We start from the raw sequence: 14823 nt of genomic DNA on the forward strand, positions 1-14823 counted from the left end.
AAGCAGCACAGTCCACCGGTCGTCAGGAGTACCCCCGTGTTGCACGAAAGCCCGGTCGCCCAAGAACATTTCGCTGCCCCGCAGCCCGCCGGCGCGTTCCCGCTCTCGGCGGCCCAGCGCGGGATCTGGTTCGCACAGCACCTGGCCGGCGCCACGCCCGTCAACATCGCCCAGTACGTCGACATCGCCGGGGACCTCGACCTCGACGCCCTCGAAGGTGCCGCCCGTGCCGTCGGACGCGAGTTCGGCACCGGCTTCCTGCGCATCGTCGAGGAGGACGGCCACCCGTTCCAGACGGTCGTGCACACCGGCGAGCGGCTGACGGTGGTCGATCTGCGGGGCGAGGCCGATCCCGTGGCCGCGGCCCGCGAATGGATGGAGCGCGACTACACCGCCCCGGTCGACATGTGCACCGACCGGCTCGCCGTCACCGCCGTGCTCCGCATCGCCGAGGACCGCTGGTTCTGGTACGCCCGGATCCACCACATCGCCCTCGACGGCGTCGGCGCGATGACCCTCGTCGCGCGCACCGCCGAGCTCTACACCGCCACCGTCACCGGAACCGCGGTGCACACGCCGCGCACCGCCGCGCTGCCCGACATCGTCGCCGCGGACGAGACCTACCGCCGCTCCCCGCGGTTCGAGGCCGACCGTGCGTACTGGACCGAGCACCTGGCCGGGCTGAGCGATCCCGTGTCGCTGGCCGGCCGGGCCGCCCCCGCCGACGCGCACCCGCTGCTGGTCGGCGCGGAGCTGCCCGCCGACACCGAGCAGGCCCTGCGCGACGCCGCGGCCCGGCGCGGGTCGAGCCTCGCACCGCTGGTGGTCGCCGCGTTCGGCACCTACCTCGCCCGGATGACCGGCCACGACGAGGTGATGCTCAGCCTGCCCGTCTCGGCCCGCACCACCGCCACGCTGCGCCGCTCCGGGGGCATGCTCGCCAACGTGGTGCCGCTGCGGTTGCGCACCGACGCCGCCACCGTCGCCGCCGTGATCGCCGCGGCGGAACTCGAGCTGACCGGGGCACTGCGCCGCCAGCGGTACCGGCAGGAGGACATCGCCCGCGACCTCGGTCTCACCGGCGATCACGCCGCCGGGTTCGGCCCCTCGGTCAACCTCATGCTGTTCGACCACCGGGTCCGGCTCGGCGCGCTCACCGGGCGGGTCCACGTGCTCACCTCCGGGCTCATCGAGGACCTGTTCGTCAACCTCTATCCGGGCGGCCACAGCACGCACCTCGACTTCCAGGCCAACCCCAACCTGTACGACCGGGACGAGCTCGCCGCGCACCACCGGCGGTTCCTCGCGTTCCTGCACCGTTTCGCCACCGCCGCACCCGACCGGCGTCTCGCCGACCTGGACCTGCTCGGCGACGACGAGCGCGCCGCCCTCGTCCCGGCCCGCGGCGCCGATCCGGTGCCGCCCCGCACCCTGGCCGACCTGCTCACCGCCGGGGCGGCCCTCGACCCCGGCGCCGTCGCGGTGATCGACGGTGCGCGCACCGTGACCTACTCCGACCTGGACGCCGCCACCGACCGGCTCGCCCGGCTGCTGCTCGCCCGCGGCGCCGGCCCGGAGACCACGGTGGCGCTGGCGCTGTCGCGGTCCGTCGAATCGGTGCAGGCCGTGTGGGCCGTCGCCAAGACGGGAGCCGCGTTCGTGCCCGTCGACCCCGGTCACCCCCGGGCCCGGCTCGAGCACGTCCTGCGCGACAGCGGCGCCCGCATCGGCCTGACCGTCGCCGCGCACCGGGACGGACTGCCCGACGACACCGACTGGATCGCCCTGGACGACCCCGCGACCGTCGCCGCGGTCACGGCGGCGGACGCCGGCCCGGTCACCGACGCGGAGCGGGGAATCCCGCTGCGGCCCGAGCACGCCGCCTACGTCGTCTACACCTCCGGTTCCACCGGCACCCCCAAGGGGGTCGTCGTCACCCATGCCGGCCTGGCGAACCTCGCCGACGACGCCCGCGCGCGTCTGGCCGTCGCCGCCGGCTCGCGCGCCACCCACCTGTACTCGCCGGCCTTCGACTCCTCGATCGAGGAGCTGCTGGTGACCTTCACCGCCGGCGCCACCCTGGTGGTGGTGCCGCCGCAGGCCTATGGCGGCACCGAGCTCGCCGAGGTTCTCCGCGCCGGACGAGTCACCCACCTCGACGCGACCCCGGCCGTGCTCGCCACCCTCGACCCCGACGACCACCCCGAGATCGGCACGGTCGTCGTCGGTGGCGACGCCTGCCCGCCCGACCTGGCCGATCGGTGGTCGGTGGGCCGGGCGTTCCTCAACGCGTACGGCCCCACCGAGGCCACCGTCACCGCCACCTTCGCGGCTCCGCACCACCGCGGCGACCGGGTCGGGGTCGGCACCCCGATCCGCGGCATGCGCGCCCTCGTCCTGGACCGCCGGCTGCAGCCCGTGCCCGCAGGGGTCACCGGCGAGCTGTACCTGGCCGGCGCCGGGATCGCCCGCGGCTATCTCGGCCGCCCCGACCTGACCGCCGCCCGCTTCGTGGCCGACCCGTACGCGCCCGGAGAACGCATGTACCGCACCGGTGACCTGGTGCGCTGGCGCGGTGCGTCCTTTGGGCTGCCAGGGGAGCCCGAAGGACACACCGGCGGCGCAGCCGCCGCGCTCGAGTTCGCCGGCCGCACCGATCACCAGGTCAAGATCCGGGGGTTCCGCGTCGAACTCGGCGAGGTCGACGGCGCGCTGCTCCGGCACCACACCGTTGCCCGGGCCGTCACCGTCGGCGCCACCACGCCCGCCGGCGCGACCGTCCTCGCCGCCTACGTCGTCGGGCACGCCGGCGCCGCCGTCGACGTCGACGCCCTGCGCAGCGAACTCGCCGACACCCTGCCCCCCTACCTCGTGCCCGCGGCGATCACCGTGCTGCCCGAACTGCCGCTCACCCCCGTCGGGAAGATCGACCGCGCCGCGTTGCCCGCCCCGGACTTCGGCACCCCCACCGCCGGCCGCGCCCCCGAGGGCGCCCGCGAGGAAGTGATCGCCGCCCTGTTCACCCAGGTGCTCGGCGTGGAACGAGTCGGCGCCGACGACAGCTTCTTCGCCCTCGGCGGCGACAGCATCGTCGCGATCACCCTCGTCTCCCGCGCCCGCGCCGCCGGACTGCGGTTCACCGCGCGCGACGTCTTCGAGCGCCGCACCGTCGCCGCTCTGGCCGCCGTCGCGGTCGCGGACACCGGAGCCGGCACAGTCCTTGCCGAACTCCCCGGCGGCGGCACCGGTCCGGTCGACACCACCCCGATCGTCGCCGAACTGCTGGCCGGCGGCGGGCCCGTCGACCGGTACGGGCAGGCCGTGCTGATCCGGCTGCCCGAGCATCCCGACCCGGCGCACCTGGCCGGGGCCGTGCAGGCGCTGCTCGATCGGCACGACGCGCTGCGGATGCGGCTGACAGCTGCCCGCACGCTCGAGGTGCTCCCCGTCGGCGCGGTCGCCGCCGACGCGGTGCTGCGCCGCGCCGCCGTCGACGAGCCACGCGGCGCCGCCGCGGCCGCGCTGGAGGCCGCGGCGGACCGACTCGATCCGGCCGCCGGGATCGTCGCGCAGTTCGAGTGGCTGGCCTCGCCCGACGGCCGCGACGACCTGCTCGTGGCCGTCGTCCACCACCTCGCCGTGGACGCGGTGTCCTGGCGCATCCTGCTGCCCGACCTGGCCGCCGCCTACACCGACCTCGCCGGCGGTGCCGCGCCCGCCCTCGCCCCGGTCGGCACGTCGCTGCGCCGGTGGGCGCACGGCCTGACCGAGGCCGACCGCAGCGACGAACTGCCGTTGTGGGAGCGGATTCTCGCGACGCCCGACCCGGCACTGGGGGAGCGGCCGTTCGATCCGGCGCGCGACACCGTCGCCACCTCCGCCCAGCTGCGCGTGCACGTGCCCGCCGAGGTCACCGACGCCGTGCTGACCGCCGTGCCCCAGCGCTTCCACTGCGGCACCGCCGAGGCGTTGCTCGCCGCGCTCGGCCTGGCGGCCGAGCGGTGGCGCCGCAACCGCGGCCGCACCGCCCCCGCGACGCTCGTCGGGGTCGAGGGCCACGGCCGCGAGGAGGCGGCGGTCCCCGGAGCCGACCTGTCCCGCACCGTCGGATGGTTCACCACCGTGCACCCCCTCGACGTGGACCTCACCGGCATCGACGTCGACGACGCCTTCGGTGGCGGTGCCGCGGCGGGCGCGGCGATCCGGTCGGTCAAGGAACGGCTCGCCGCCGTTCCCGACCACGGCATCGGCTACGGCCTGCTCCGGTACGTCGCCGGCACCCTGCCCGCGCATCCGGCCCCGCAGATCGCGTTCAACTTCCTCGGCCGCATCGACACCACGGTCGAGGGACCGTGGCTGCCGCTCGGCACCGCCGCCACCCGTGAACCGCAGATGCCGCTGCCCGCGGTGCTCGACATCGACGCCGCCGTCGAGGCCGACGGCCTCGCCGCCACCTTCACCTACGCGACCGGCCTGCTCGACGAGGACGCCGTCGACGAGTTCGCGCAGCTGTGGGTGGCCGCGCTCGCCGCGCTCGCCTGGCACGTCGGCGACCCGGCCGCCGGCGGTCACAGCCCCTCCGACTTCCCGCTGGTCGCCGTCGACCAGGACCGGATCGACGCGTGGGAGCGCGACCGCGGAGGCCTGGCCGACGTGTGGCCGCTGTCCCCGCTGCAGGCCGGGCTGCTGTTCCACACCGGGTACGCCGCCACCGACGCCCCCGACGACTACACCGTGCAGACCGTGCTCGAACTCGCCGGCACCGTGGACCCCGCCCGGCTCCGCGCCGCGGCGCAGTCCGTGGTCGACCGGCACGACAGCCTGCGGGCCGCCTTCCGCGACACGGCCGCCGGCCCGCTCCAGGTCGTGCTCCGCACGGCCGACGTGACCTGGCGGGAAACCGATCTGCGCGGCCGTGCCGACACCGACGGCGAGCTGGCGCGCATCCTCGACGCGGACCGCGCCGACCGGTTCGACCTGGCCGCCGCGCCGCTGCTGCGCGTCCACCTGGTCCGCACCGCCGCCGACCGGTACCGGCTGCTGCTGACCAACCACCACCTCGTCCTCGACGGCTGGTCCACCCCGCTGCTCGTCGCCGAACTGCTCACCGCCTACGCGGCGGGCGCGGCGGTGCCCGGACCGGCGCCGTCGTTCCGGGACCACCTGGCCTGGCTTGCCGGCCGGGACCTCGTCGCCGCGCGGACCGCGTGGGCCCGCGCCCTGGACGGCATCGACGCCCCCACCCTCGTCGCCCCGCACGACGACCCCGCCGACACCGGCGGCGCCGCCCACACCGTCGCGCTGAGCGCCGAAACCGCCGCCGCCCTCGACGCTGCCACCCGCGCCCACGACGTCACCCTCGCCACCGTCGTGCAGGCGGCGTGGGCGCTGACCCTGGCCGAGCTCACCGGCCGCACCGACGTGGTGTTCGGCTCCACCGTCTCCGGCCGCCCGCCCGAGCTGCCCGGCGTGGACGCCGTGCTCGGCCTGTTCGTCAACACCGTGCCGGTGCGGGTGCGCCTGCAGCCCACCGACACCGGCGCCGACCTGCTGCGCCGCCTCCAGGCCGAACAGGCGGCGCTGCTCGAGCACCAGCACCTCGGGCTCGCCGAGATCCACCGGGCGGCCGGCGTCACCGAACTGTTCGACACCCTCGCCGTCGTCGAGTCCTACCCGCTCGACCGCGACGCCCTGTCCGCGACCGCCGACGGCGCCGGAATGCGGGTCCTCGGCGTCACCGGCGCCGAAGCCACCCCGTACCCCGTGAGCCTGATCGTCGAGCCGGGCGCCCGGCCGGAGCTGAGCGTGCGCTACCGCCCCGCCTCGGTCGGTGACGGCGTCGCGCGCCGCATCCTCGAGCGGTGCGCGGAGCTGCTCGGTGCGCTCGCCCGGACCCCGGACCGCCGCATCGCCGCGCTCGGCGCCCCCGGCGTCGACGCCCCGTTCGTGCCGGCCCGCGACCGGGCCGTCACCCTCGCCGACATCCTCGCCGGCACCGCCACCCGTCACCCGGATGCGGTCGCCGTCGTCGCCGGCACCGCCGAGCTCACCTACCGCGAACTCGACGACCGGGCCGCCGCCCTGGCGGGGCTGCTCGCCGCGCACGGCGCCGGACCCGGCACGCTGGTCGCGCTCGCGCTGACCCGCTCGCTCGAATCGGTCCTCGCCGTGTGGGCGGTCGCGAAGACCGGCGCCGCGTTCGTCCCCGTCGACCCGCGCCACCCCCTGGACCGGATCGAGCACATGCTCACCGATTCCGGCGCCCGCCTCGGCGTCACCGTCACCGCCCACCGGGACCGGCTGCCCGGCTCCGCGACGACGTGGCTGGTGCTCGACGATCCCGCGACCGCCCGCCGCACCCCGGCCGGCCCCGCGGTGCCGTCGCCGGCCCGGCTCGACGACCCGGCCTACCTGATCTACACCTCCGGCTCGACCGGGACGCCGAAGGCCGTCACGGTCACCCACCGGGGCCTCGGCAACCTGGTCGACGCACTGCTCGCCGTGCTGGAGCCGACCCCGTCGGCACGGGTCGCGCACGTGGCGTCGCCGAGCTTCGACGCGTCCGTGTTCGAACAGCTCGCCGCGTTCGCCGCCGGCGCCCGGCTCGTCGTCGTACCCCCGACGGTCGTCGGCGGCGACGAACTGACCGACCGGCTCGCCGACGCGGGCGTCACCCACCTCGTCCTCACCCCCGCGGTGCTGGCCACCCTCGACCCGGCCGCCGCGCACACCGTGCGGGTCGTCGGTGTCTGCGGTGAGGCCGTCCCCACCGACCTGGTGCGCCGGTGGGCGCCCGGCCGCACGATGTTCAACCTCTACGGCCCCACCGAGACCACCATCTGGGCCACCGTCGCCCCCCTCACCGCCGATGCGCCCGTCACCCTCGGCGCCGGTGTGCCCGGCACCGAAACCGAAGTCCTCGACGGCTGGCTGCGGCCGGTGCCGCTCGGCACCGCCGGAGAGCTGTACCTGGCCGGTCCCGGGCTGGCGCGCGGCTACCACGGCCGTCCGCAGCTGACCGCGAGCCGGTTCGTCGCGCATCCCGGACGGCCCGGGGAGCGCATGTACCGCACCGGTGACCTCGTGCGCTGGACCCGCGCCGCCGACGGCGGCCCGGTGCTGGAATACCTGGGCCGCACCGACTTCCAGGTCAAGGTGCGCGGCATCCGCGTCGAGCTCGGGGAGGTCGACGCGGCCCTCGCCGCCGTCGCCGACGTGGACTTCGCGGCCACGCTCGGCCGTCCCGGTCCCACCGGCTCGGCCGTCCTCGTCTCCTACGTGCGGCCCGTGCCGGGCCGCGGGCTGGACCCGGACCGGCTGCGGGACCGGCTCGGCGAACAGCTGCCCGCCCATCTCGTGCCCGCCGCGGTCGTCGTCCTCGACGAGGTTCCGCTCACCCCGGTCGGCAAGCTGGACCGGACGGCGCTGCCGGAGCCGGACTTCGGCCGCAGCCGGCGCCCGGCCCGCGCACCGCGTGGACCGGTCGAGACCGCCGCCGCCGCCGCCTTCGCCGACGTCCTCGGCCTGGACGGGCTCGGCGCCGACGACTCGTTCTTCGACCTGGGCGGCAACTCCCTCGACGCGACCCGGGTGATCGCCCGCATCAACGCCACCGCGGGCTCCGCCCTGGCGGTGCGCGATCTGTTCGAGGCGCCCACCCCCGCGGCGCTGGCCACCCGCGCCGCGGGCCGCACCGGTGCCGCCGTCGCACTCGGGCGACGGGAGCGGCCGGCCCGCCTGCCCCTCGGCCCGGCGCAGCACCGGATGTGGGTGCTCAACCAGCTCGACCCCGCGTCCGGCGTCTACAACATCCCGGTGGCGCTGCGCCTGCGGGGCCGGCTCGACATCGCCCCGCTCGCCGCCGCCTTCGGCGACCTGACCGCCCGGCACGAGAGCCTGCGCACCGTGTTCCCCGCCGACGCGGAGGGCCCCCGCCAGGTGATCGTCGACGCGGCGCCCACCGGTCCGGACTTTGTCGACGTCCCCGCGGACGCCGTGCATGCCGCCGTGGCGGGCTTCGCCGGGGCCGGCTTCGACCTGACCGTGGACCTGCCGGTGCGGGCCCGGGTGCTGCGCCTGGGCGCGGAGGAGCACGTGCTGGTGCTGGTGCTGCACCACATCGCCGCGGACGGGGTGTCGGTGGCGCCGCTGGCCCGGGACCTGATCGCCGCGTACGCCGCCCGCACCGCGGGTGCGGCCCCGGCGTGGGCGCCGCTGCCGGTGCAGTACGCCGACTACACGCTGTGGCAACGCGAGGTGCTCGGCGAGCCCGACGACCCCGACTCGACCACCGCCCGGCAACTGGACTTCTGGACCCGCACCCTGGCCGGCCTGCCGGATCGGGTCGTCCTGCCCACCGACCGGCCCGGACCCGCGGTGCAGTCCGGCGCGAGCGCCGACGTCGCCTTCACCGTGGACGCCGGCCTCCACGCCGCGCTGCGCCGCCTCGCCCGCGCCGAGAACGCCACCGTGTTCATGACCCTGCACGCCGCGCTCGTCGCGCTGCTCTCCCGTCTCGGCGCCGGCGACGACATCGCGGTGGGCACCGCGGTGGCCGGCCGCGGCGCCGCCGAACTCGACGACCTGGTCGGGATGTTCGTCAACACCGTGGTCCTGCGCACCGCGGTGCGGCCCGACGCCACGTTCGCCGACCTGGTGGCGCAGGTGCGCGAGGCCGACCTGGCCGCGTTCGCCCACGCCGACGTCGCCTTCGATCAGGTGGTCGAGGCGGTGCGCCCGGCCCGGTCCACCGCGCACCACCCGCTGTTCCAGGTCTCCCTCGCGCTGGCCGACTTCGCGGCACCCACCCTCGAGATCGACGGGCTCGAGATCGCCGTCGAGGACGTCGAGCGTGGCTCCTCGCAGTTCGACCTCGGGCTCGAGCTGCGCGAACACACCGGCGACGACGGCCGGCCCGCCGGGCTGGACGCCACCCTCACCTACGCCACCGACCTGTTCGACGAGGCCACCGCGCGCACGATCGCCGCGCGGTTCGTGCGGCTCCTCACCGCCGTCACCACCGACCCGGCCGTGCCCGTCGGGGACGTGGATCTGCTCGACGCCGCCGAGTCCGCCGCCCTGCACGCGACGGCGGGTCCCGCCGGTGTCGGGCCGTGGCTGCTGCCCACGCTGCTCGGGGCCGCCGCCGCGGCGCACCCCGAGCGCCCGGCCGTGCGTGCCGACGGCACCACCTGGACCTACCGGGAACTCGATGCCGCCGCCGGCCGGCTCGCCCGCCTGCTCGTCGCCGCCGGGGTGGGCCCGGACGTGCGCGTGGCCCTCGCGCTGCCCCGCTCGGCGGAGTCGGTGCTCGCCGTGTGGGCGGTCGCCAAGGCCGGCGGCGCCTTCGTGCCCGTCGACCCGGCGTATCCGGCCGAGCGCATCGCGCACATGCTCGGCGACTGCGGTGCCACGCTCGGGCTGACCACGACCGCGCACCGGTCCGCGCTGCCCGGCGCGCTCACCTGGCTCGAGCTCGACGACCCGGCGCTGCGGGCCGCATCCGCCGCCGAATCCGCCGCGCCGTTGACCGACGCGGACCGGACCCGGCCGCTGCATCCCGACCACGCCGCCTACCTGATCTACACCTCCGGCTCGACCGGCACCCCGAAGGCCGTCACGGTCACCCACCGCGGGTTGGCGAACATCGTTCGCGCCCAGGGTGATTCGCTCGCGGTCGGACCGGACGCGCGGGTCCTCGGCTTCGCCTCGCCGAGCTTCGACGCGGCGATCTTCGAACAACTGGCCGCGTTCGGCTCCGGGGGCTGCCTGGTGTCGGTTCCGGCCGGCGTCGTCGGCGGCGCCGAACTCGCCACGCTGCTCGATGCCGAGCAGGTGACGCACATGGTCCTCACGCCGTCGGTGCTCTCGACGCTGGAGCCGGCGGCATTGACGTCGGTCGAGGTGCTGGCGGTGGCCGGGGAGGCGGTCGGAGCCGAGTTGGTCGAGCGGTTCGCCGGGGGGCGGACGATGCTGAACCTGTACGGGCCGACGGAGGCGACGATCTGGGCGACGGCGGGACCGCTGGCGCCGGGACGGGCGGTGACGATCGGATCGGCCGTGCGCGGAGTGACGCCGCTGGTGCTCGACGGGCGGTTGCGGCCGGCCCCGGTGGGCGTGGTGGGGGAGTTGTACCTGGCCGGGGACGGGCTGGCGCGGGGCTATCACGGGCGGGCGGGGTTGACCGCGGGCCGGTTCGTGGCGCATCCGCAGGTCCCGGGGGCGCGGATGTATCGCACCGGCGACCTGGTGCGGTGGGTGCGGGCCGGGGGCCGGCTCGAACTCGAGTACCTCGGCCGGGGTGATCATCAGGTCAAGGTCCGCGGGATGCGGGTCGAGGTCGGGGAGATCGACGCGGTGCTGGCCGGGTTGTCGCAGGTGGACTATGCGGTGACGGTGGGCCGGACCGGTCCGGCCGGGTCGCCGGTGCTGGTGTCGTACGTGCTGGCGGCGCCGGGCTGCGAGCTCGAGGCCGAGCCGCTGCGGGCGCAGGTGGCCGAGCTGCTGCCCGCCCATCTCGTGCCGGCGGCGGTCGTCGTGCTCGACGCGGTGCCGCTGACCCCGGTGGGCAAGCTGGACCGGGCGGCGCTGCCCGAGCCGGTGTTCGCGGCCGGCTCGGGGCGCGCTCCGCGCACACCGACGGAGGAGGCGGTGGTCGCCGCGTTCGCGCAGGTGCTCGGCCTCGCGCAGGTCGGGATCGACGATTCGTTCTTCGACCTGGGCGGCAACTCCCTCGACGCCACCCGCGTCGTCGCCCGCCTGAACTCCGCGGGCTCCGCCCTGGCGGTGCGCGACCTGTTCGAGGCGCCCACCCCCGCGGGGCTCGCCGTGCGGCTGCTCGAGCGTCCCGCCCCGCGGATCGCCCTCACGGCCCGGCCCCGGCCGGCCCGCGTGCCCCTCGGCCCGGCGCAGCAGCGCATGTGGGTGCTCAACCAGCTCGACCCCACCTCCGCGGCGTACAACATCCCGGTGGCGCTGCGCCTGTCCGGGCTCCTCGACGCCGCGGCCCTGACCACGGCATGGCGGGACGTGACCGACCGGCACGAGAGCCTGCGCACCGTGTTCCCCGCCGACGCGGAAGGCCCGCACCAGGTGGCCGTCGACGCCGGCGTCCCCCTCGACCTCACCGAGGCACCTGCCGACGTGTATGCCGCCGTGGCGGGCTTCGCCGGGGCCGGCTTCGACCTGACCGTGGACCTGCCGGTGCGGGCCCGGGTGCTGCGCCTGGGCGCGGAGGAGCACGTGCTGGTGCTGGTGCTGCACCACATCGCCGCGGACGGGGTGTCGGTGGCGCCGCTGGCCCGGGACCTGATCGCCGCGTACGCCGCCCGGACCGCGGGTGCGGCCCCGGCGTGGGCGCCGCTGCCGGTGCAGTACGCCGACTACACGCTGTGGCAGCGCGACATCCTCGGCGACGAGACCGATCCGCAATCGACGGCCGCGCAACAGCGCGAATTCTGGGTGGAGACCCTCGCCGGGCTCCCGGACCGCATCACCCTGCCCACCGACCGGCCGCGCCCGGCCGTGCAGTCCATGGCGAGCGCCGACATGGACCTCGCCGTCGACGCCGACGTGCACGCCCGGCTGCGGGCCGTCGCCGCCACCGAACACGCCACGATGTTCATGACCCTGCACGCCGCGCTCGCGGCGCTGCTGTCCCGCCTCGGCGCCGGCGACGACATCGCGGTGGGCACCGCGGTGGCCGGCCGCGGCGCCGCCGAACTCGACGACCTGGTCGGGATGTTCGTCAACACCGTGGTCCTGCGCACCGCGGTGCGGCCGGACGTCGCCTTCGCCGACCTGGTGGCGCAGGTGCGCGAGGCCGACCTGGCCGCCTTCGCCCACGCCGACCTGCCGTTCGATCAGGTGGTCGAGGCGGTGCGCCCGGCCCGGTCCACCGCGCACCACCCGCTGTTCCAGGTCTCGCTCGCGCTGGCGAACTTCGAGGAGCCGGAGCTCGAGGTCGCGGGCCTGCGCATCGAGCTGCAGGACGTCGCCCACGAGGCCTCACCCTTCGACCTGAGCCTGACACTGCGCGAACGCACGACCGCCGACGGCGAACCCGCCGGTCTCGAGGTGACGCTCGGTTACGCCACCGACCTGTTCGACGACGGCACCGCGCGGACCCTCGCCGCCCGCTTCGGCCGGCTGCTGACGGCGGTCGCCGAGAATCCGCACGCCGCGATCGGCGACGTCGACCTGCTCGACGCGCAGGAGGCCGACGACCTGCGCACCAGCGCGGGCCCGCAGCCCGTCACCCCGGTGACCCTGCCCGAGCTGCTGCACGCCGCCGCGGCCGCGCGACCCGACGCCGTCGCCGTGGTCACCGACGACCGGCAGGTCACCTATCGCGAGCTCGACGCCCGCGCGGCGCTGCTCGCCGACGCGCTCACCGCGCGCGGCGCCGGTCCCGGCACCCTCGTCGCCCTGGCACTGACCCGATCGTTCGAATCGGTGCTCGCGGTCTGGGCGGTCGCACGGACCGGAGCGGCGTTCGTGCCCGTCGACCCGCGGCACCCGCAGGAACGGATCGAGTACATGCTCGCCGATTCCGGGGCCGTCCTGGGCGTCACCGTGACCGCGCACCACGACCGCCTGCCCGGCTCGGTCGGGTGGCTGGTGCTCGACGGCCCGGACGCCGACACGCGTCTCGCACTCGTCCCGCAGCGGCCGCGCGTCGCGGCCGTGCACGTGGACGATCCCGCCTACCTGATCTACACGTCCGGCTCGACCGGCACCCCGAAGGCGGTCGCCGTCACCCACCGCGGACTGGGCAACCTCGTCGCCGCGCAGCGGGAAACCCTGGCGCTGACCGCGCAGGCCCGGATCGCGCACATCGCCTCGCCGAGCTTCGACGCCGCGGTGTTCGAACAGCTCGCCGCGTTCGCGGTCGGCGCGCGGCTCGTGGTCGTACCGCCCACGGTGGTCGGCGGCGCCGAACTCGCCGACCGGCTTCGCGCGGCCCGGGTCAGCCACCTCGTCGTCACCCCCGCCGCGTTGTCGACGCTGGAGCCGGCGGCATTGACGTCGGTCGAGGTGCTGGCGGTGGCCGGGGAGGCGGTCGGAGCCGAGTTGGTCGAGCGGTTCGCCGGGGGGCGGACGATGCTGAACCTGTACGGGCCGACGGAGGCGACGATCTGGGCGACGGCGGGACCGCTGGCGCCGGGACGGGCGGTGACGATCGGATCGGCCGTGCGCGGAGTGACGCCGCTGGTGCTCGACGGGCGGTTGCGGCCGGCCCCGGTGGGCGTGGTGGGGGAGTTGTACCTGGCCGGGGACGGGCTGGCGCGGGGCTATCACGGGCGGGCGGGGTTGACCGCGGGCCGGTTCGTGGCGCATCCGCAGGTCCCGGGGGCGCGGATGTATCGCACCGGCGACCTGGTGCGGTGGGTGCGGGCCGGGGGCCGGCTCGAACTCGAGTACCTCGGCCGGGGTGATCATCAGGTCAAGGTCCGCGGGATGCGGGTCGAGGTCGGGGAGATCGACGCGGTGCTGGCCGGGTTGTCGCAGGTGGACTATGCGGTGACGGTGGGCCGGACCGGTCCGGCCGGGTCGCCGGTGCTGGTGTCGTACGTGCTGGCGGCGCCGGGCTGCGAGCTCGAGGCCGAGCCGCTGCGGGCGCAGGTGGCCGAGCTGCTGCCCGCCCATCTCGTGCCGGCGGCGGTCGTCGTGCTCGACGCGGTGCCGCTGACCCCGGTGGGCAAGCTGGACCGGGCGGCGCTGCCCGAGCCGGTGTTCGCGGCCGGCTCGGGGCGCGCTCCGCGCACACCGACGGAGGAGGCGGTGGTCGCCGCGTTCGCGCAGGTGCTCGGCCTCGCGCAGGTCGGGATCGACGATTCGTTCTTCGACCTGGGCGGCAACTCCCTCGACGCCACCCGGGTCTGCGATCGGCTCGGCGCCGCCCTCGGGACCACCGTGCCGGTGATCCAGCTGTTCTCGGCGCCCACCCCGGTGGCCCTGGCCGCCCGCATCGAGGCCGCGGACACCGCCGGGCAGCCGGACTCACCGTTCGCGGTGCGGCTGCCGCTGCGCACCGAGGGCGACGGCGCCCCGCTGTTCTGCGTGCATCCGGCGGCCGGACTGGCCTGGTGCTACGCCGGGCTCGCCGCGCAACTCGCCCCCGGACGGCCGGTGTACGGACTGCAGTCCCCGCATCTCGAAGGCCTCGAGGACGCCCCGGAAACGATCGCCGCGTACGCCGAGCGATACGTCGACGAGATCCGCGCGGTCCAACCCAGCGGCCCGTACCACCTGCTCGGCTGGTCCCTCGGCGGATTCATCGCCCACGCCGTCGCCGCGCGGCTGCGCGAGACCGGCGAGGAGGTGGCGCTGCTCGCGCTGCTCGACGCGGACCTGATCGCCCGCGACGTTGCCGCGCCGGAACCGCTGACGGTCGGCGAACTCGTCGCCACCCTCGGTTCGTCGCTGGGCCTGCCCGACGCCGATCCGGCGCTGACGGCGGCCGAGGCCGCCGCGCTGATCCGGACCCACACCGGGGCCCCCGTCGACGCCGGTCACCTCGACCGGATGACCGCCGCCTACAACGGCTCGGCATCGCTGCTCGCCGGGTACCGGCCGCCGCTCTACGACGGCGATCTCGTCTTCGTCACCGCGACGGCCGACAAGACGCACCATGCCGGGGGCTTCGCCGGCTGGGGGCCCTACGTCACCGGCGCGATGCACAACCACCTGCTCGACGTCGAGCACGACCGGATGACCGCACCCGACGCGGTGCCCGCCCTGGCCGCGGTGCTCGATCGGCACCTCGGCGACGACCGGTACCTCGCCGCGTCCTGATCCCGCAGTCCACCCCTTCCGAACGGA

General features: G+C 76.1%; 1 protein-coding gene. It reads left to right on the top strand.

The window, feature by feature from the left end; genetic code table 11:
- Positions 1 to 36: 36 nt before the first annotated feature.
- Complete coding sequence (locus A4U64_RS09640) at positions 37 to 14796, top strand: non-ribosomal peptide synthetase (protein WP_232334183.1); 14760 nt, start codon at positions 37 to 39, stop codon at positions 14794 to 14796.
- The last annotated feature ends 27 nt before the right edge of the window (positions 14797 to 14823 follow it).

Origin of the sequence: Rhodococcus sp. WB1, from assembly GCF_001700945.1 — a bacterium.
Classification (GTDB): Bacteria; Actinomycetota; Actinomycetes; order Mycobacteriales; family Mycobacteriaceae; genus Rhodococcus; species Rhodococcus aetherivorans.